The sequence below is a fragment of the Pseudomonas helleri genome, from assembly GCF_045830615.1.
Classification (GTDB): Bacteria; Pseudomonadota; Gammaproteobacteria; order Pseudomonadales; family Pseudomonadaceae; genus Aquipseudomonas; species Aquipseudomonas helleri.
In genome coordinates, this window is the sequence record NZ_CP174501.1 from 1,820,703 (window position 1) to 1,840,359 (window position 19,657).

The following is a 19,657-nucleotide window of genomic DNA, read 5'->3' on the forward strand; positions in this document are numbered from 1 at the left end:
TGACATAAAAAGCAGGTTGGTGATGAATAAAAAAAGAGTTAGTGATGAATATTAATATTGTATCTGTGTTCGAGTTGTTAGTCATTGTGACGTTGGTGGGTGCGCAAGTTTTTGATGTATATGCCGTAATGGTTAGAGCCAGAGTAAACGTGGATGGCACTACGCAGGTACTAGCAATTGCAAATTGGGTTCAATACCTTGCTCGAATCATGAACATGGTGTCTGTTTTTGGTATATCTTTATTGTTAGAGAAAAAAGTTACCACTATTGGTGTTCCTGCCATGTTTGGCTATTCGATGTGCGTAGGGCTGTTGTTAATAATATTTGTGTGTAAATCTCAATATGCATCCAAACCACTGAAGTACATACAAATTCTTGGTTTTACAGGGGTGTTTGGGGCTTTGGGGAAAAAAGAATACTGGTGGCGTATAGACTTTGACTATCTTTCAAAAGTTACTTTTTTTTCAGTGTTGGTTAGTCTTCTAATTAATTTGGCAATTGTTATGCCGTTTGTTTTGAGTATGAAGTATCCTGAGATAAGAATGACTCTTGCCTATACAGGACAGCTTTTGAATTTTTGTGCTTCAATCATAATGTTTACCTATGTTGATAGAGTATTTTTTAAAGCGCTTGATGCTGGTAATGAAATAAAGTGTGCGGCAAGCATTGTAACGGGGAAGTTGATTGGTCAGTTAGTATTGGTGCTTGGTGTGGTGGTTGTTTTTTTATAGTTTCCAAGCGTAAGTATATGTTGAAATAATTGTGCGTTTTGGTGGGGAGGGGGCGGTGCAGTACATAGTGAATACGAATAGATCTATGTTTTTATTGGTGATCTTTTTTGTTTTGGGTGTTTATTATTATATTGGTGGGTCTGGTTTTCCGGATTATAGTAATTATGTGACGTTAGTGAAAAATGGCGGATATCTTAGGTCGCCTGATGAATATGCCGCAGAGTGGGTTTCACGTTATATTTTAAAGAATCCTTTTGGTTTTTTTGACAGTGCAGAGCACGTTGTCGATTGTCTGGCATTAATAGTCCAACTTTTTTATTTTGCTTTTGTTTACGTCTTAATGCGAGATGCAAATGAACAGCAGCAACGTGGTTGGTTGTTTTTTACATTGGCACTTTCACCGCTATTGCTGACAACAGCTTTAAGAGCGGCTCCCGCGTATATTGTTATAGCCTATCTTGCCTCGCATGGTAAGTTATTAACACCACGGGTATTTATTTTGTCATTGGTTTCCATAGCTTTTCATGACTCAGCTGTTGTGATGATAATGTTGTACGCTATGGTCTGCATGTTCTGTGGATTGTTTCCAACAGTACAAGCAGGGCTTCTTCGTTGGGTGATGATAGGTGCGTTGGTCCTTATTGTGTTTTCTCAGCAGATATCATATTTGTTGATCAGCTTTATGTCTCACTATGATTTTGGTATAAGGTCTGTGTATTTTCAAGGAGGAGAGAATGCGTCTATTCTTAAGAAAATATTTATATTGCTTATTTGGTTTGTTTCTTGGACGGCTTTGTTCAATGAGCAATCAGATATAAGAACTAAAGTTTTTCTTACCGCTGCTGTGCTTCTAATGGCATTTGCTTTTTCCGTAAGTGAGGTCGCTGGTATCAGGTTTTCTGCTTATGTTCTAGGCGCGGCCGTAGTTTCTAAAGGCGCGTTTATGTTTAGTGGTAATCCTGATAGTAAATATAGTCAAGTGGACCTGTTGTTAGGTTTGGTTTTTTTTGGTCTGATGTTTTATGATATTTTCAGAAATGTTAAGCCTTGATGTTATTAGTGAATAAAATGTATTTTTATTTTTGGTGTTAATACTATGGATTGTAAAGTTGCTATTTTGCTTGCTACCTACAACGGTTCGCTATATATCGAGGAGCAGTTGGAATCTTTTATTGCTCAAACGCATAAAGATTGGCATTTGTTCGCGCGTGATGACGGTTCAACGGATGATACAGTAGATATACTGAATTTATTTGCGTCTAAGTATAAAAATGTAACTGTTGTGGATAATTTTGGTGATTTTACGGGTTCGGCTGCCGGCAATTTTTTTAAGCTTATTAGTTTTTCAGACTATCAGGGTTTTACCCACGTTAGCCTTGCAGATCAAGATGATGTTTGGGCCCCTGGAAAGTTAAAGGCTGCTTTAAAGACTATGCAGTTGGAGGAGGCGGGTGGATATTCGTCAAATCTTGTTTCATATGATAATGCCATGAAAAAAGCTGGTTATATTGATAAGAGTCAATCTCAGAAAGAGTTTGATTATCTCTTTCAAGGGGCCTCTGCTGGGTGTACTTATGTTTTAACTCGCGATGTTTGCTTGTTAGTTCAGGAAAAAATAGCAGCGATAGAATCATACAGGGGGCGCTCTCATGATTGGTTGATATATGCGCTGTGCAGAACCAATAATATTCATTGGGTCTTCGACAAAGAGGCTCATATTTTTTATCGGCAACATGCTAATAATGTTTACGGTGCAATGGGTGCATTCTCGGGAGTTCAGGCTAGACTTAAACTTTTACGGAGTGGTTGGTATCGCGAAAATATCCTTTGGATCGCTGAGAAATCAGGCGCGGATATAAAGTGCGCTACTATTGTTGATCGCATAAAAAGAAACTCATTTTTTGATAAGATATATCTTTCCAAGTTGGCTTCCAAGTTTCGTAGAAATAAAAAAGAAAGCCGGGCTCTCGTATTTATCCTGTTTTTTTTATTTTAGTATGCTTTTCTAGGTGGTATTTATGAAAAGGCTGTTCGATGTTGTTTTCTCGCTACTTGGTTTATTAATACTATTTCCCGTAATTCTTATAGTTGCTTGGCGGGTGCGCAAAAAACTTGGGTCTCCTGTGTTATTTAAACAGGAAAGGCCAGGTTTGCACGGGAAATCATTTCACATGATCAAATTTCGAACTATGCGTGATGCGGTCGATAGTAACGGTCGGCCTCTCCCAGACAGTGAGCGGATGACACCTTTTGGACGTTTTTTACGCTCGAGCAGTCTGGATGAGCTGCCAGAGCTCTGGAACGTTTTGAAGGGGGATATGAGTTTAGTTGGACCTAGGCCCTTGCTGATGCAATATCTACCGCTTTACTCGGATGAACAGAGAAGACGGCATGAGGTTAAGCCCGGCGTAACAGGTTGGGCTCAGATCAATGGACGTAATAGTTTAAGTTGGGATGAGAAATTCAAGCTTGATGTCTGGTATGTCGACAACCACACGCTATGGCTCGATATAAAAATTCTTTTTCTAACCATAAAAAAAGTGCTTATAAAAGAAGGCATTTCGCAGGAAAATAACGCGACTATGGAAGCCTTCACCGGGTCCATTGAGCAAAAACGTACTACTGATAAATCGTAGGGAAAATGCTATGCAAGAAAAAATTCTGAGCCTTATCGAAGAAGCAATGGAAGCAGATGAAGGGACGGTGAGCCTTGACGATACACTCGCAGATCTGGCGTGGGACTCGATTGCTGTCGTTACCTTTATGGCGTTGGCGGATGAACGTTTGGATAAAACACTTTCAGCAGAAAAGTTGAATGAGTGCGTGAAAGTTTCAGATATTGTGGCGCTTATTACCATATAGTTGTAACTTTAAAAAAGAGGTAAGCGCTAAGTTATCAAGCCCGGAAATAATTTTCCGGGTATTTGATTTTTGCGTGCAGCATGAGTGTTGGTTTATAAGATGTGTTGCGCGGATATATATTCTGAATTTTTTATATTGGCTATGTGAGCGTAAACGATGGCAGTGTTGGATTCTGTTAAAATTGCTGATGATTTAGTACGGTCTTATTGGCATCCAATTGCCCACATGTCTGAGTTGGCGAATGATAGAGATTTTGTACTTTTTGAGATACAAGATTTCGAAGTGGTTGTTATTAACGACAAAGGAAATTTTGTAGCGTTCGATAATCTATGCCCTCATCGTGGAGCTCGTTTTTTTACGGAATACTATGGTAATCAAATGGTAAAGTGTCTTTACCATGGCTGGAGTTACACTCGCGGTAAAGTCAATGTGGCAGGTATTAAGACTTTTCAAGGCTGTGATATTGCCAGTGCCCGGCTCAATGAGTTTAAACTGGAAGTTATCGGTGAGCTTGTGTTTTTTGCTATAAAGCCGCATACAACCCTAAAAGAGCAGCTTGGGCCTGTTATCAGTGATTTGCTTGTTAGGATTGGAGGTGATATTGATAGTCGTGCAGACTTTAACAGATACCCTTTTGAGTGTGATTGGACCATTGCTCTAGAAAATGCTCTAGAGCCTTATCATATACCATTAATACATACCAATACGCTTGCAACATTAAATTTAGGTGTTGGTCAAAATGAGTTTTATGGCGAGAATTCAATATGGTATTCACCAGTTGAAGATGAAAAGGTTGCCAAGCGTCTTAGAAGCTTGAATCGATTTTATTCGGTAACAGAGCCTTATCAAGGGTATATGAGTATTTTTATTTTTCCATTTTCAATGATTTCTTCTACGTATGGTTACTCGTATTCGATGCAAAGTTTTTTTCCCTCTTCAGATTCGCGGTCTTCTTTTTTTACCAGTCGGCTTTATCCAGTGAAAAACAGTGAGTCAAAATATAAAGAAATTACATCTTCTTTTGTTACCTCTAGTGCTCAAATTAATCGTCAAGTATTTGATGAGGATCATCAAATTTGCAAACGTATTCCTGCCAAGTCATGGTCTACCTCTGCGCCAAAATTCACGAGTACGTTAGAACAAAAACTCCTGCACTTTAGACGCTCTTGTGCAGAGTGGAATAAATCTTCTTGAAGAGCCTTTTGAATATACAAGCCCGCAAAACTCGAACAGCAGGAGTTTAAGATGGTTGGCAATAATCACATCCGTTCGGTCAAAAATGTTCGTGTCAAAGGAATAGCTTGTGCTGTGCCGGCTCACGTTGCCGAGGTCACCAGCCTTACTGATGCATTTGGTGCTGAAAATCTCAACAAGATCATGTCTAGCACGGGAGTAGAACGTCGTCATGTGGTGTCTAGTGAATGCTCCTCAGATCTATGTGTCGCAGCAGCTGAACGCCTGATAAGTGATCTGAATATTGACAGATCAACTATTGATACTTTGATTTTTGTATCACAGACCCATGATTTCACTTTGCCAGCCACTGCATGCATCTTACAAGAACGCTTAAATCTACCCATGCACGCTGCAGCATTTGACATCGCATTGGGTTGTTCAGGATATACATACGGGCTCTGGGTAGCAGGATCACTTTTGTCTGGTGGTGGAAGTCAACGTGCTTTGTTATTGGTCGGCGATACCATCAGTAAAATTGTCTCTCCTGCAGATCGTTCGGTCGCAGCATTATTTGGTGACGCTGGGTCAGCAACGATATTGGAACATGACCCGTCTGCTCCTGATATGCCCTTTGTCATGGGGACAGATGGGAGAGGAGCCAAGAACCTGATCGTGCCGTCTGGAGGTTTCCGAGACCGCCATGGTCAGTCGACTGAAACCTCAGAACCAGGAGTTCGAGGGCCTTACGACCTGTACATGAATGGTGCCGAGATTTTTGCATTTACTCTGGCTCGTGTACCGGCACTCGTAAAGGCTCTTCATGAAGCAAATACAGCAAGTGGAAAAGAGATCGATCATTATGTTTTCCATCAGGCTAATCGCTTCATGCTGGAGCATCTGGTTAAACGGATGAAACTACCACATGAAAAGGTAGTGTTGGATGTGAAAGATGTTGGCAATACAAGTTGCGCTTCAATTCCTCTTGCACTTAGTCTTCATCAGAATAAAGCAGGCAGTCATTTATCTGGCCGCTTCATGTTAGCTGGGTTTGGCGTCGGGTATTCTTGGGCAGGATGTATAGCTGATTTTGATAATGTCTGGGTTAGCTCGCTTACCGTTACTTCCAACTCTGAAACCGAAGGTGAAATGTGACAGAGGTGAATCCTTTTTCGATGGCTGGCAAGCATATACTGGTAACAGGTGCTTCTTCAGGGATCGGGCGTGCAGTTGCTATTTGGCTTAGTAAACAGGGCGCAAGTCTAACATTAGTTGCTCGTGACATGACGCGCCTGGAGTCTACCCTTAGCCAGTTACAAGGTGCAGGTCATTCAATTGAGTTATTTGATTTCTTGTCTGGTGCTGATGTTTCTCAATGGTTGAAGGAAGTTGTTAAAAGGACATCTTCTCTGGATGGATTGGTTCATGCTGCTGGTGTACAAATGCCAATGCCAATTCGAGCTATGAGTGCCGGGCATTGGGATAAGATCATGGCAACCAATGTAACTTCAGGTTTTTTACTGATTAAGGCTTTTCGTCAGAAGGGGGTATGTGCTTCTGGTGGCAGTATTGTTCTGATTTCTTCTGTAATGGCCCAAGCTGGCGAACCCGCGCTCCTCGGTTACTGCGCAAGCAAGGGAGCTGTTGAGGCTATGGTGCGTGCGGCAGCCGTAGAGTTGGCACGTGAAGGTATTCGTGTTAACGCAATTGCTCCTGGGGTCGTACAAACTGAGCTAGTCGATACATTAGAATCTTTAGTGGGTGCTGACTCAATGCTTGCGATCGAACAGCGGCATCCTCTCGGTTTTGGCAAGGCAGACGATGTTGCCTATGCAGTTAACTATCTTCTTTCACCAGCAGCTCGTTGGGTTACTGGCACTGCTATGGTTGTTGATGGGGGCTACCTTGCATGATCAAGACAAATAAACTTGTGATCTTGGGGGCAGGTGGTTTTGGGCGTGAAGTTTATGCATGGCTTTTGGATCTTATTAGCCAGGGAACTCTTCGTTCGACGAACACCGCTGAATGGATAATTTCCGGTTTTATTGATGATTCCGGAGATGCCCTAAATGGTTTTTCTGATCTTCCGCCTATATTGTCAACTGTCGAAAATTTTGTCCCTGCAGACGACATATATGTCGTCTGTGCAATTGCCAATCCTCGCGTCAAAAAAATATTAACAGATAAATTAAAAGTTAAAGGCGCAAATTTTTACACTCTGCTTCACCCTACTGTGATTGTCGGTCCGCGCGTAAAAATTGGCGAGGGATCTGTCATTTGCCCGTTCACAGTCCTTTCGACGGATTTAGTTGTCGGTGACTTTGTCACCATTAATTCTAGTTGCACCATTGGCCATGACACCTTAGTGTCAGACTTTTGCACACTGAGTGGTCATTGTGATGTAACGGGGGGGGTTAAATTGTTAGAGGGTGCATTTCTAGGCTCTCACGCGGTTGTTGTGCCCAAGGTTGTAGTGGGTGAGTACGCAGTTGTCGGTGCCGGGAGCGTAGCCATCAGAAAAGTTGCGCCAGGTGTTACGGTATTCGGTGTTCCAGCCAAACGTATTTCCGGATGATCAAATGAATGTATTTGCCCGAGTTACAGCTATTGAATATGTCCTTCCAGATAACTCACTGACTAATGATGAACTGGCGCGTGAGTTTCCCGAGTGGAACGTAGATAAAATATTTAATAAAACAGGAATTAGCGATCGTCGAATTATTGCGCAGGATGAATGTGCGTCTGATTTAGCCTTTCTCGCGTGTGAAAAGTTATTAGCAACAGGTACTATCGATCGATCCGAGATAGATTTTATTATTCTGTGTACTCAAAGCCCAGATTACTTTTTGCCTGCCACTGCTTGCATTTTGCAGGATCGTCTTGGACTCTCAACACTGTGCGGAGCTTTTGATTACAATCAGGGCTGTTCAGGTTTTATTTATGGTCTGGGATTAGCCAAAGGATTGATTGAAACAGGGCAAGCAAAAAATATCCTGTTAGTGACGGCGGAAAGCTATAGCAAATTTATTCATCCCGCAGATAAAAGTGTTAGGACTTTGTTTGGGGACGCCGCTGCAGCAACGTTGATTCAGGCGTCTGCAAGTGGCCCGTTTCTTGATCGATTTCGTTATGGCACCGATGGTGCGGGTGCTAAAAATCTAATTGTACCTATTGGAGGCGCTCGCCATCCCGCGGCACTCAATTTAGAGCCTGAACTTTATACGGATGACAGTGGAAATTCTCGTACTGATGCCAATTTGTACATGAATGGCTCTGCTATTTTTGAATTTTCCATGCGCCGTGTACCTGAACTATTTGCATCGTTGTTTGATGATGGATTTACGATTGATCACGTGGACTTATTTGCGTTTCATCAAGCTAATAAGTTTATGCTCGATTCTTTGCGGCGCAGAATTAAACTGCCCTCTGAAAAGTTTATTGCAGAGTTTGCACACTGTGGTAATACTGTTTCAAGCAGTATTCCTATCGCGCTTAAAGAGTCGTTAAATAAAGGCGTTTTAGTTGAGGGCAAAACAGTTGCAGGTGTTGGTTTTGGTGTAGGGTATTCTTGGGCTGGCTGCATTATTAAATGGTAAGCTTCATGAAACTTATAATTGATGGTCAGCGTCTACGCAGAGGTTAATTTTGCTAAATACTAATTTTTCTCCATGGCCTTCTTTTTCTGATGAAGAAGCTGATGCAGTCCGTGCCGTGATTTTGTCGAATAAAGTTAATTATTGGACTGGTCAGGAAACTCGTTTTTTTGAAAAAGAATTTGCTACGTGGTCTGGGACTGAATATGCCGTGGCTTTGGCAAATGGGACTGTCGCCCTGGATTTGGCATTAAAAGCCCTTCGTATTGGCACTGGTGATGAGGTGATAGTAACCTCTCGCACTTTCCTGGCTTCAGTTTCAAGTATTGTAAATGCCGGAGCGATACCAGTTTTTGCCGATGTGGATTTGAATTCGCAGAATATTACTGCAGAAACCATCCGCCAGGTTTTGACTCCTCGCACTAAAGCGGTGATTTGTGTCCATTTGGCAGGCTGGTCATGTGATATGGATCCAATCATGGCATTGGCAGATGAGTTTGGCCTCAAGATTATTGAGGATTGTGCTCAAGCTCACGGAGCTCATTACAAAGGCCGTCCGGTTGGTTCTATTGGCCATGTCGGTGCCTGGTCCTTTTGCCAGGACAAGATCATGACAACAGGTGGTGAGGGGGGCATGGTTACGACTAATGATCGCCAACTCTGGTTGGATATGTGGGCATACAAAGATCACGGCAAGAGTTGGGAAGCTGTCTATGAGCGTGAGCATGCCCCCGGATTTCGTTGGCTGCACGAGAGCTTTGGTACGAACTGGCGGATGCTGGAGGTGCAAGCTGTCATAGGTCGTATTCAGTTGCGACGTATGCATGACTGGCAAGCTACTCGTTTGAATAATGCCCTTCAGATTTGGAACGCTGCGAAGCAGTCACCTGCTCTTCGAGTACCTGACCTGCCAGCAAGTGACGTTCATGCCGCCTATAAGTGCTACGTGTTTGTGCGCCCTGAGTGCCTTAAAGCAGATTGGTCCCGTGATCGCATTCTTAATGAAATTGTTGCCCAAGGGGTACCTGCCTTTTCAGGCTCGTGCTCAGAGGTTTATCTTGAAAAGGCCTTTGACAATACTGGATGGAGGCCTGCTCAACGTCTTGAACACGCCAAAGAACTAGGTGAAACAAGCATGATGTTTTTGGTTCACCCTACGCTGACAGACCAAGAGATAGCTCTGACCTGTGAGATATTGAGTAGTGTTGTAAAGGAAGCATCTTTGTAAGCAGGTGCTACTTTATAAGTACTAGGTTTGCACACAGCAGCAGGCTGCGTATTGGTTTTGGAACTGCACAGGTGTTCAAAGAGGTTATGGCTATAATTAGATCTTTTTTACTAAATTTGTCTCGACGGCAAAAGCGCGCTATTCAGGTAGCCTCAGACATCATGCTCGTTTGGCTAGCCTTGTGGTTGGCGTTCGTTGTTCGGCTGGGTATAGACGATATGACTAACCCAGTCAAAACGCATGTCTGGCTATTTGTCACCGCGCCTTTAGTAGCCATTCCCCTGTTTATCCGTTTTGGCATGTACCGCGCAGTCATGCGCTATTTCGGCAATGATGCCCTCATCGCTATCATTAAAGCAGTCAGCTTGTCTGCGCTGATCCTGGCGGTAGTGGTGTACTGGTATAGCAATCACGACAACGTCGTTCCACGCTCAATCATTTTCAACTATTGGTGGCTGAGCTTGATCATGTTGGGCGGTTTACGCTTGGCCATGCGTCAGTTCTTCTTGGGGGATTGGTTTTCCGCTGCCCAGCACGTGCCTTTTACCAGTCGCGATGATGGCCTGCCGCGAGTCGCTATTTACGGGGCGGGTGCTGCGGGTAACCAGTTGGTTGCTGCATTGCGCATGGGCCGGCTTATGCGCCCTGTGGCTTTCGTTGATGATGATGAAAGCATTGCTGATCGGGTTATTTCAGGCTTGCAGGTTTTCAAGCCTGAAAATATGCAGCAGATGATCGATCGAACTGGCGCTCAAGAACTACTTTTGGCCATCCCTTCGTCATCACGTGCACGTCGTCGCGAGATATTGGGATTGCTAGAGGGCTTTGCGCTGCATGTACGCAGTGTTCCCGGCTTCATGGACTTGGCAAGTGGCCGGGTCAAGGTTGACGATATCCAGGAAGTGGATATCGCTGATTTACTGGGTCGTGATGCAGTGCCCGCGCAGGCGGATTTGTTAGAGCATTGCATTAAAGGTCAATGTGTTTTAGTCACAGGCGCGGGAGGCTCAATTGGCTCTGAGCTATGTCGTCAGATTCTGTCCCTGAACCCAACAACGTTATTACTGTTCGAACACAGTGAGTTCAATCTTTACAGCATCCTTTCTGAGCTTGAGCAACAGGTGAGTCGCGAATCGCTCTCGGTGAAAGTGCTACCGATTTTGGGGTCGGTTCGAAATTCTCAGAAGCTGCTCGATCTGATGAAAACCTGGAAGGTTGATACGGTTTATCACGCTGCGGCTTATAAGCATGTGCCCATGGTTGAGCACAATATCGCGGAAGGGGTCCTTAATAACGTTATCGGCACACTCAACACTGCTCAGGCAGCCCTTCAGGCAGGGGTGGAGAACTTTGTTTTGATCTCCACAGACAAGGCCGTACGCCCGACCAATGTGATGGGGAGTACCAAGCGATTAGCTGAGATGACGCTTCAGGCTCTCAGCCATGAGGTGGCCCCTGTCTTGCTGGGCGATAAGTCAAACGTAGTCAGGGTCAATAAAACTCGTTTCACTATGGTTCGTTTCGGCAATGTGTTGGGCTCATCGGGTTCAGTGATTCCTCTATTCCATAAGCAGATCAAAGCCGGTGGCCCACTGACAGTCACTCATCCTAAGATTACCCGATACTTCATGACCATTCCTGAGGCGGCCCAATTGGTTATCCAGGCCGGCTCCATGGGGCTGGGTGGTGATGTCTTTGTTCTTGATATGGGTGAGCCGGTACGCATTGTCGAATTGGCTGAGAAGATGATCCATCTTTCAGGTCTAAGCGTGCGCTCCGATAAGAACTTGCATGGCGACATTGAAATCGAATTCACTGGGCTTCGTCCTGGAGAAAAGCTTTACGAAGAATTGCTGATTGGCGACAACGTAATTGCTACACAGCATCCAATGATCATGTGTGCCAATGAGGACATGCTGTCTTGGAGTGAACTCAAGCAAAAACTTGATCAATTGCTTGAAGCAGTAGACAAGGACGACTATCCACGAGTTCGGCAATTGTTACGTGAAACAGTCAGTGGATATTCACCTGAGGGTGAAATTGTGGACTGGATTCACCTGCAGCATCGGATTGAGCCCTAGTCAATACACACCCTGCAACTGACACATTTTTGACACCCTCCAACCATCGCCTAAGTTTGGAGTACAGCTCAGGAAAGCTGTTTCCACTTAACGATGTATTGGAGTGTCACTTATGCGTATTGCCTTGCTCTCTTCGATGTTTTTGGCTTTGATGGTCGGTGTTTCCAGCGTGACTCATGCTGCTCCTGTGGCCGAAGCAGGTGCACCGGTCGTGGCTGCGGCGGCTTCACCTGATGTTCAAGTGATGACAATCAACCTCAATACGGCAGATGAGGCGACACTTCAGCGCGAACTGTCCGGTGTGGGTGCCGCCAAGGCTAAAGCAATCGTTGCTTACCGTGAGGCAAATGGCGCTTTTGCTTCGGCCGATGAGTTGTTGGAAGTCAAAGGCATAGGCAAAGCCATTTTCGACAAGAACCGGGATCGGGTTGCCGTTAACTAAGTAAAGCGCGGGAATGCAGAAGGCCAGTCAATGACTGGCCTTTTTTGTTTGCAGCCGCTTTTACTCGACTGATTGCTTCAGTGTTTTACGTGTTACATCCAGGATTTTTTCTCTTAATGCGTCACTTTCAGCGCTTCGGGCAAGCACCAATGCGCCCACCAAGCTGGCGAATATCATGATGCTCTGATCTTGCGCCTCTGTGCCCGGCAGCGTGCTTTCGATTTGTTTGAGCCTTGCGTTGATAACGCTGTCGGTCGTCGGGCTGGCATGTCCTTGCTGTGCCATTTCTGCAGACATGGTTGGCAATGGGCAGCCTTCATGGGGCGAGGTCACGTGCCATTGCGACAGGTAGGTATCAATAAACACATGCAGCGGCTGCGGCTGGCTGAATATATCGGCACACAGGCCATCGACTTCATATGCTGCCTGTTGCAGGGCTTTTTCAACCAGTTCGTTTTTTGAGGCGAAGTGAGCGTAAAAGCCACCGTGGGTCAGGCCCAGAGATTTCATCAGGGGCTGCAGGCCGGTTGCTCCAATCCCGTCACGTCGAAACAGGCAGGCGGCTTCTTTAATAATGCGTTGATGCGTCAGGGCTTTGTGGTCGGGTGAGTAACGCATGGCTGCAGCCTCTTTATGCAATGACGCATCATAGCCCTGAGTTTCGAGCCATTGCACAGACACTTCGTGCATTTGTGTATAGGTATTTGTCCTCAGGGCTCATCCTTGAACGAGCGCTGAGGACTGCCCACGTTTTACCGGTCCTTTGATTCTTTTGCGTCCATTTCGGCATTGCGTTCAGCAACGCGTTTGCGCTGCTCATCGGTCAGTTCCACTTTGTCGGCGGTGTCACGCAGGGTCATCAGGCCGCCAACTATAGCGCCGATGACTACGATGAGAATTATCCAACCATACCAGGGCATTGTGTTCTCCTTGAGGGGCACGTGGCTGAGCAAAAAATTTGCGAAGCGTTGTGCTGTCTATCCCGTTAAGTGTGTGAGTAATCAGTGATTTCATTGTAGGCCGGTTATTTTTTCGTGCGCGTGTGATCACCTCAAGATGATTAAAGTCATGAAAATACGATCATCGGGTGCCGGTAGGCGGCGGCTTCCGCTACAATGCGCGCCGATTTCGACCAGCCTGAGAACCCGCTAATGTCCGACTGCCAGACTCCTATCATCGTCGCCCTGGATTACCCAACGCGTGACGCCGCACTGAAATTGGCTGATCAGTTGGACCCGAAACTGTGCCGCGTAAAAGTGGGCAAAGAGTTGTTCACCAGTTGCGCTGCTGAGATTGTCGGTACGTTGCGTGACAAAGGCTTTGAGGTCTTCCTGGACCTAAAATTCCATGACATTCCCAACACCACCGCGATGGCCGTAAAGGCTGCTGCCGAGATGGGCGTGTGGATGGTTAACGTTCACTGTTCGGGCGGCTTGCGCATGATGGCTGCCTGCCGTGAAGAGCTGGACAAGCGTACCGGCCCGCAACCGTTGTTGATTGGTGTCACGGTATTGACCAGCATGGAGCGTGAGGACCTCGCTGCCATCGGCCTGGACATCGAGCCACAAGAGCAAGTGTTGCGTTTGGCTGCTCTGGCACAAAAGGCCGGTATGGATGGGCTGGTGTGTTCGGCTCTGGAAGCGCAAGCGCTGAAGGCCGCACACCCGTCGCTGCAATTGGTAACGCCAGGGATTCGCCCTGCTGGCAGTGCTCAGGATGACCAGCGCCGCATTTTGACTCCGCGTCAGGCGTTAGATGCGGGTTCTGATTACCTGGTGATTGGTCGCCCGATCAGCCAAGCGGCTGATCCGGCCAAAGCATTGGCTGCCGTGGTTGCCGAAATAGCATAAGCGTGCCAGTGATGTCGCCGCAGCCCGCGCTGCGGCGACATGGGGTTTAAACCTTCAGTACCAACTTGCCGAAGTTCTCTCCGCTGAACAGCTTGAGCAGGGTTTCGGGGAATGTCTCCAGCCCTTCAACAATGTGCTCCTTGCTTTTCAATTGCCCTTTGCTCAGCCAAACAGCCATTTCATGAGCGGCCGCAGCGTAACGGTCGGCATAGTCCATCACTACAAACCCTTCCATACGCGCACGATTGACCAGCAATGACAGATAGTTGGCTGGCCCTTTGACGGCTTCCTTGTTGTTGTACTGACTGATCGCGCCGCAGATGATTACGCGCGCCTTGAAGCGCAAGCGACTGAGCACAGCGTCCAGGATATCGCCGCCCACGTTGTCGAAATAAACGTCGACCCCTTTAGGGCATTCACGTTTCAGGCCGGCGAGAACGTCTTCGTTCTTGTAGTCAATCACGCCGTCAAAACCCAGTTCGTCAATCAGGTAGGCGCATTTGTCTTTCCCGCCCGCGATACCGACCACATGACAGCCCTTGAGCTTTGCAATTTGCCCGGCAATGCTGCCAACGGCGCCCGCAGCACCAGAAATCACCACAGTGTCTCCGGTTTTCGGTGCTCCAATGTCGAGCAATGCGAAGTAGGCGGTCATGCCGGTCATGCCCAGCGCTGACAAGTACACCGGCAAAGGCACCAGTTTGGGATCAACTTTGTAGAAACCGCGCGGTTCCCCAACGAAGTAATCCTGCACACCCAGCGCGCCGTTCACGTAATCACCGACGCTAAAGTCCGGATGCTTCGAGGCAACGACTTTGCCGACGCCCAAAGCGCGCATCACGTCCCCAAGAGCCACAGGGGGGATGTAGGACTTGCCTTCATTCATCCACCCGCGCATTGCGGGGTCGAGGGACAGGTATTCATTTTTAACCACGATTTGCCCATCGCCGGGCTCAGCCACAGGCACCTGTTGGTAGGTGAAAATGTCGCGGGTTACTGCGCCGACGGGGCGTTTGGCGAGAAGGAATTGGCGGTTAGTCTCGGCGGTCATCGTAGGCACTCATCATTAAGGCAAAGGAGGTTGATAGACGTTCTGGGCCGTGTCGGCAAGCGAACATGATCTTACGAATGCTTTTTCATCAATTGGGGTGATGTTGGTAGGCGGAGTTATATCACTTCGATAAATAAGTTGTTTGGGTGTGCCTACACTGAAAACAGATTTTCCCCTTTGAGGATAAGAATAATGAGCATGACCTTTTCCGGGCGAGTGGCTGTGGTGACCGGGGCCGGTGCAGGTATCGGGCGGGCCGCGGCACTGGCCTTCGCGGCCGAGGGCTTGAATGTCGTTGTGGTCGATCTGGATGCCGCGAGCGGGGAGGGCACTGTCGAGCTGATCAAGGCTGCCGGTGGCAGCGCAGCATTTGTACGTTGCAATGTCGCCCTCGAGGCAGACGTCAGGCATTTGATGGAGCAGACCCTCAGCACTTATGGCCGTCTGGATTACGCCTTCAACAATGCTGGCATCGAAATCGAGCACGGCCGCTTGGCGGACGGCACCGAGGATGAATTCGACGCAATCATGGGCGTGAACGTCAAAGGTGTGTGGTTGTGCATGAAATATCAGTTGCCTCTGATGCTCAGCCAGGGCGGTGGAGCGATCGTCAATACTGCGTCTGTGGCTGGCCTTGGCGCTGCGCCGAAGATGAGTATTTACTCGGCGTCAAAGCACGCGGTGATTGGTCTGACAAAGTCGGCGGCCATTGAATACGCGAAGAAAAAGATCCGCGTCAATGCGGTGTGCCCTGGCGTGATTGACACCGACATGTTCCGCCGCGCGTACGAGGCAGATCCGAGGAAGGCGGAGTTTGCTGCGGCGATGCACCCGGTCGGGCGAGTGGGCACAGTAGAAGAGGTCGCGAGTGCTGTGCTGTACCTGTGTTCGGACGGTGCAGCATTTACCACGGGCCATGCCTTGGCGATTGATGGCGGGGCTTTAGCGATTTAATGAAACCGCTGAAGGCTGCGATCTTTTGATGTTGAAACAGACCGCAGCCCACGTTGAGCCATGACTCAGCGGGTTTTCCAGTTCAGAATCATCAGCGTCAACACGCCTGCCACGATGCCCCAGAACGCTGAGCCGACCGAGAACAGGCTCATGCCTGATGCGGTGACCATAAACGTTACCAGCGCGGCTTCGCGTTCTTTCGACTCCGTCATGGCAATAGTCAGGCCGTTGATGATCGAACCAAACAGTGCCAAGGCCGCAATCGACAGCACCAGTTCTTTAGGGAAGGCGGCAAACAAGGCGGCCAATGTGGCGCCAAAAATCCCTGCAATGCCATAGAAAATCCCGCACCACATGGCCGCGGTGTAACGCTTTTTGGGATCTTCATGGGCATGTGGCCCGGTGCAGATGGCCGCGCTGATGGCCGCCAGGTTGATCCCGTGTGAACCAAAAGGCGCGAGCAGCAGCGAGGCCACCCCCGTGGTGGTAATCAGCGGCGAAGCGGGCACGGTGTAACCGTCGGCGCGCAGCACGGCGATGCCCGGCATGTTCTGCGAGGTCATGGCGACCACAAACAACGGGATGCCGATGCTGATGGTGGCTGCCAGCGAAAAGGAAGGCGTGGTCCACACCGGCACGGCCACTTCCAGGGCGAAACCATTGAAATCAAGCAGCCCGAGCAACCCCGAAATCACGATGCCAATCACCAGCGCTGCCAATACCGCGTAGCGCGGCGACAGGCGTTTGACGATCAGGTAGGTGAAAAACATGCCGATCACCAGGCCGGTCTGATGCTGCGCAGCGACAAATATCTCGCTACCGATCTTGAACAAGATACCGGCCAGCAATGCCGCAGCCAGGGACGCCGGAATGCGTTTGACCAGGCGCTCAAAACTCCCGGTCACCCCACAGATAATCACCAGCACGGCACACGTGATGTACGCACCGATGGCCTCGTGGTAACTGACGCCCCCCAAACTGGTAATCAGCAGCGCGGCGCCGGGCGTTGACCAAGCGATGGTAATGGGGGTGCGATAACGCAGGGATAAGCCTATGCTGCAAATGGCCATACCAATGGACAGCGCCCAAATCCATGAAGAGATTTGTCCGCTGGTCAAACCTGCTGCCTGGCCTGCTTGAAACATCAGCACCAATGAGCTGGTATAGCCGGTCATCATTGCAATGAAACCCGCGACCACCGCAGAAGGTGAGGTGTCGGCCAACGGGTGCAAGCGTGGCTGAGTGGCGTCGGTCATAAAACGCAATTCCTTGTACTGGGCAGAGTGCTCTGCAAAAGCTGTTCTTGATAAGACAGTGAACAGAGCGCAAGCCTAAACGCAAAAGTAACATTTCATTGCAATACAGCCGGGATATCAAACGGCCATACAGTCGTGCATACACTCGGGCTTGTGTACAATGCGGCCTGTTTTCTTGCATTAATTCATTGTCAGCGAGGCCCGTTTACGTATAAACGTAACGCTCAATTTGCCGCCGCTTTTCCCATTCGAGTGCCCATGAACGAACAGTTGCAGCCTCTCAAGAAACCCACCCGCGCCGGCAAGGCCGGTCGCAGCGGAACCCAGGACGATATTGTCTACGCGCATATCTTCGAGGCCATTCTCGAACAGCGTCTGGCACCGGGCACAAAATTGAGCGAAGAGGCGCTGGGCGAAATCTTTGGCGTGAGTCGGACCATTATCCGTCGAGCACTCTCGCGCCTGGCCCATGAAGGGGTTGTGTTGCTGCGCCCCAATCGTGGCGCAGTGGTAGCCAGCCCGAGTGTTGAAGAAGCGCGCCAGGTTTTTCTTGCCCGCCGTCTGGTGGAAAAAGCCATTACGGAATTGGCCGTGGTTCATGCCACGGCGGACGATCTGGCTGAGTTGCGCAAAATGGTCGAGGACGAGCGCGACAGTTTCTCGCGGGGCGATCGTGGTGCAGGTATTCGGTTGTCGGGCGAGTTTCACTTGAAGCTGGCTGAAGCCGCTAAAAATGCGCCGCTGATCAGCTTCCAGCGCAGCCTGGTGTCGCAAACATCGTTGATTATTGCCCAGTACGAAAGCGGCAACCGCTCACACTGTTCCTACGACGAGCACATGCAACTGATCGATGCCATCGAAGCCCGTGACGGTGCGCTGGCAGTGGACCTGATGATGCATCACATGGACCACATCGACAGCAAGCTCAACCTCGACGAAGAAGGCGCCTCGGACGATCTGCATGCAGTGTTCTCGCACCTCCTGCAAACCAAAGGCAAAAGCCATCGCTAACCTGTAGTCGCTGACGAGGCACGAGGCTGCGATGGGTTGCGAAGCGGCCCCATAAGGCGGTCCTGCGGCCCGTATCGCAGCCTCGTCCCTCGTCAGCGACTACAAGTGTCTTTGCCAGTCCCTTAACGCTGATGCACCAGGTTCCCTGCTGCATACGTCTGCTCAACCGTGCGGTCATCCCCCAAGGTCATCAACACAAACAACGTGTCGGCGATGTCTTTGGATTGTTGCAGGCGATAGCTCATCAGCGGCGTAGCGTTGTAGTCCAGTACCACAAAGTCTGCGTCGGTACCCGGTTTCAGGGTGCCGATCTTGTCTTCCAGGCGCAGCGCCCGCGCCCCACCCAAGGTAGCCAAATACAACGACTTGAACGGGTTGAGGCGTGCGCCTTGCAATTGCATGACCTTGTAGGCTTCGTTCAAGGTGTTGAGCAGCGAGAAGCTTGTCCCGGCGCCTACGTCGGTACCCAGGCCAACATTGAGCTTGTGCTTTTCGGCCATCGGCAAATTGAACAGGCCGCTGCCCAGAAACAGGTTGGACGTCGGGCAGAAGGCCACGGCGGAGCCGGTTTCAGCCAGGCGTGCGCATTCTTCGTCACACAGGTGCACGCCGTGGGCAAAGACCGAGCGTTCGCCCAAGAGTTGGTAATGGTCGTACACGTCCAGATAGCCTTTGCGCTCCGGGAACAGCGATTTTACCCACTCGATTTCCTGAAGGTTTTCGCTGATATGGGTGTGCAAATACACGTCCGGGTATTCGCTCAACAACGTGCCCGCCAGGCTTAGTTGCTCTGGCGTGCTGGTCGGCGCGAAACGCGGGGTAACGGCGTAGTGCAAGCGACCTTGACCATGCCAGCGCTCAATCAGCGCCTTGCTATCGTTGTAGCCTGATTCGGCAGTATCTGTCAGATACTCTGGCGCATTGCGGTCCATCATGACTTTGCCTGCGATCAGGCGCAGGTCCAGACGTTGTGCGGCTTCGAACAGGGCATCCACCGATTGCGGGTGCACACTGCCGAAGACCAGGGCTGTGGTTGTGCCGTTGCGTAGCAGCTCTTTCAGGAAAATATCCGCGACCTTCTCGGCATGTGCCTTGTCGGCGAACTGGTTTTCGCACGGGAACGTGTAGGTGTTCAACCAGTCGAGCAACTGTTCGCCGTAGGCGCCAATCATCCCGGTCTGTGGGAAATGGATATGGGTGTCGATAAAGCCCGGGGTAATCAGCGCATCGCTGTAGAAGGTAATGTCAGTGTCGGCAGGCAATGATGCGAGCAGGTCTGCGGCATTGCCCAGCGCGGTAATTTTGCCGTCCTCGACCACCAGCAGGCCATCTTCAAAATACTCGTAGGAGGCCTCGATCCCGACTTCGGCGGGGTCGGCGATGCTGTGCAGAATGGCGGCGCGATAGGCTTTACAGGTCATAACA

21 protein-coding genes are annotated in these 19,657 nt (G+C 48.8%); 16 read left to right on the plus strand and 5 right to left on the minus strand.

The genetic code is table 11. The features are described from left to right. Positions 1-44: 44 nt before the first annotated feature. From ACJJU9_RS08330 to ACJJU9_RS08390, 13 genes are all read left to right on the plus strand, one after another. Positions 45-731, plus strand: coding sequence for a hypothetical protein (locus tag ACJJU9_RS08330; RefSeq protein ID WP_407730434.1), 687 nt, complete (start codon positions 45-47; stop codon positions 729-731). 85 nt (positions 732-816) lie between these two features. Continuing rightward, on the plus strand, positions 817-1,782 hold the full coding sequence (locus ACJJU9_RS08335) for a hypothetical protein (RefSeq protein WP_407730435.1): 966 nt from the start codon (positions 817-819) through the stop codon (positions 1,780-1,782). Positions 1,783-1,827: 45 nt separating this feature from the next. Further along, on the plus strand, positions 1,828-2,727 hold the full coding sequence (locus ACJJU9_RS08340) for a glycosyltransferase (RefSeq protein ID WP_407730436.1): 900 nt from the start codon (positions 1,828-1,830) through the stop codon (positions 2,725-2,727). 22 nt (positions 2,728-2,749) lie between these two features. Then, on the plus strand, positions 2,750-3,367 hold the full coding sequence (locus ACJJU9_RS08345) for a sugar transferase (protein ID WP_407730437.1): 618 nt from the start codon (positions 2,750-2,752) through the stop codon (positions 3,365-3,367). Between the two features lie 10 nt (positions 3,368-3,377). Further along, positions 3,378-3,593: an acyl carrier protein gene (locus tag ACJJU9_RS08350; protein WP_153390177.1), complete on the plus strand. Its 216-nt coding sequence runs from the start codon at positions 3,378-3,380 to the stop codon at positions 3,591-3,593. A 156-nt stretch (positions 3,594-3,749) separates the two neighbouring features. Further along, positions 3,750-4,787: an aromatic ring-hydroxylating oxygenase subunit alpha gene (locus ACJJU9_RS08355; protein WP_407730439.1), complete on the plus strand. Its 1,038-nt coding sequence runs from the start codon at positions 3,750-3,752 to the stop codon at positions 4,785-4,787. 51 nt (positions 4,788-4,838) lie between these two features. Then, positions 4,839-5,921: a ketoacyl-ACP synthase III gene (locus ACJJU9_RS08360; protein WP_407730440.1), complete on the plus strand. Its 1,083-nt coding sequence runs from the start codon at positions 4,839-4,841 to the stop codon at positions 5,919-5,921. 20 nt (positions 5,922-5,941) lie between these two features. Continuing rightward, entirely contained in the window at positions 5,942-6,679 is a 738-nt protein-coding gene (locus ACJJU9_RS08365) for an SDR family NAD(P)-dependent oxidoreductase (RefSeq protein WP_407730971.1), read from the plus strand. Continuing rightward, positions 6,679-7,341 (plus strand): acetyltransferase, encoded by a 663-nt coding sequence (locus ACJJU9_RS08370; RefSeq protein ID WP_162207682.1) that lies wholly within the window; start codon positions 6,679-6,681, stop codon positions 7,339-7,341. Before ACJJU9_RS08365 ends, ACJJU9_RS08370 begins: the two co-directional genes overlap by 1 nt. A 4-nt stretch (positions 7,342-7,345) precedes the next feature. Next, on the plus strand, positions 7,346-8,362 hold the full coding sequence (locus tag ACJJU9_RS08375; RefSeq protein ID WP_407730441.1) for a ketoacyl-ACP synthase III: 1,017 nt from the start codon (positions 7,346-7,348) through the stop codon (positions 8,360-8,362). A 49-nt stretch (positions 8,363-8,411) separates the two neighbouring features. Next, complete coding sequence (locus ACJJU9_RS08380) at positions 8,412-9,587, plus strand: DegT/DnrJ/EryC1/StrS family aminotransferase (RefSeq protein ID WP_407730442.1); 1,176 nt, start codon at positions 8,412-8,414, stop codon at positions 9,585-9,587. 86 nt (positions 9,588-9,673) lie between these two features. Then, the gene (locus tag ACJJU9_RS08385; protein WP_407730972.1) at positions 9,674-11,668 is read left to right on the plus strand and encodes a polysaccharide biosynthesis protein; all 1,995 of its coding nucleotides are present in this window, start codon (positions 9,674-9,676) and stop codon (positions 11,666-11,668) included. 112 nt (positions 11,669-11,780) lie between these two features. Next, a complete protein-coding gene (locus tag ACJJU9_RS08390) occupies positions 11,781-12,110 on the plus strand; it encodes a helix-hairpin-helix domain-containing protein (protein ID WP_153330567.1) in 330 nt (109 codons plus the stop codon). Between the two features lie 60 nt (positions 12,111-12,170). Here the strand turns inward: ACJJU9_RS08390 and ACJJU9_RS08395 are convergent, their stop codons facing one another. Both ACJJU9_RS08395 and ACJJU9_RS08400 read right to left on the minus strand, forming a co-directional pair. Further along, complete coding sequence (locus ACJJU9_RS08395) at positions 12,171-12,728, minus strand: TetR/AcrR family transcriptional regulator (protein WP_407730973.1); 558 nt, start codon at positions 12,726-12,728, stop codon at positions 12,171-12,173. 134 nt (positions 12,729-12,862) lie between these two features. Beyond that, positions 12,863-13,030, minus strand: coding sequence for a DUF2897 family protein (locus ACJJU9_RS08400; protein WP_082148642.1), 168 nt, complete (start codon positions 13,028-13,030; stop codon positions 12,863-12,865). 231 nt (positions 13,031-13,261) lie between these two features. On the opposite strand from ACJJU9_RS08400, the gene pyrF reads away from it, so the two are divergent. Continuing rightward, complete coding sequence (pyrF, locus tag ACJJU9_RS08405; RefSeq protein WP_162208464.1) at positions 13,262-13,960, plus strand: orotidine-5'-phosphate decarboxylase; 699 nt, start codon at positions 13,262-13,264, stop codon at positions 13,958-13,960. Positions 13,961-14,006: 46 nt separating this feature from the next. On the opposite strand, the gene ACJJU9_RS08410 is transcribed toward pyrF, so the two are convergent. Next, positions 14,007-15,011 (minus strand): NADP-dependent oxidoreductase, encoded by a 1,005-nt coding sequence (locus ACJJU9_RS08410; RefSeq protein ID WP_407730443.1) that lies wholly within the window; start codon positions 15,009-15,011, stop codon positions 14,007-14,009. Between the two features lie 192 nt (positions 15,012-15,203). Here ACJJU9_RS08410 and ACJJU9_RS08415 point away from each other — a divergent pair, with 192 nt between their 5' ends. Continuing rightward, a complete protein-coding gene (locus ACJJU9_RS08415) occupies positions 15,204-15,965 on the plus strand; it encodes an SDR family oxidoreductase (protein WP_407730444.1) in 762 nt (253 codons plus the stop codon). 65 nt (positions 15,966-16,030) lie between these two features. Here ACJJU9_RS08415 and ACJJU9_RS08420 read toward each other — a convergent pair whose 3' ends face one another. Then, positions 16,031-17,221, minus strand: coding sequence for a benzoate/H(+) symporter BenE family transporter (locus ACJJU9_RS08420; RefSeq protein ID WP_048368489.1), 1,191 nt, complete (start codon positions 17,219-17,221; stop codon positions 16,031-16,033). 258 nt (positions 17,222-17,479) lie between these two features. Here ACJJU9_RS08420 and ACJJU9_RS08425 point away from each other — a divergent pair, with 258 nt between their 5' ends. Beyond that, the gene (locus ACJJU9_RS08425; protein WP_048368488.1) at positions 17,480-18,232 is read left to right on the plus strand and encodes a GntR family transcriptional regulator; all 753 of its coding nucleotides are present in this window, start codon (positions 17,480-17,482) and stop codon (positions 18,230-18,232) included. Between the two features lie 122 nt (positions 18,233-18,354). On the opposite strand, the gene guaD is transcribed toward ACJJU9_RS08425, so the two are convergent. Beyond that, positions 18,355-19,653, minus strand: coding sequence for a guanine deaminase (gene guaD / locus ACJJU9_RS08430; protein ID WP_407730445.1), 1,299 nt, complete (start codon positions 19,651-19,653; stop codon positions 18,355-18,357). Positions 19,654-19,657 lie beyond the last annotated feature (4 nt).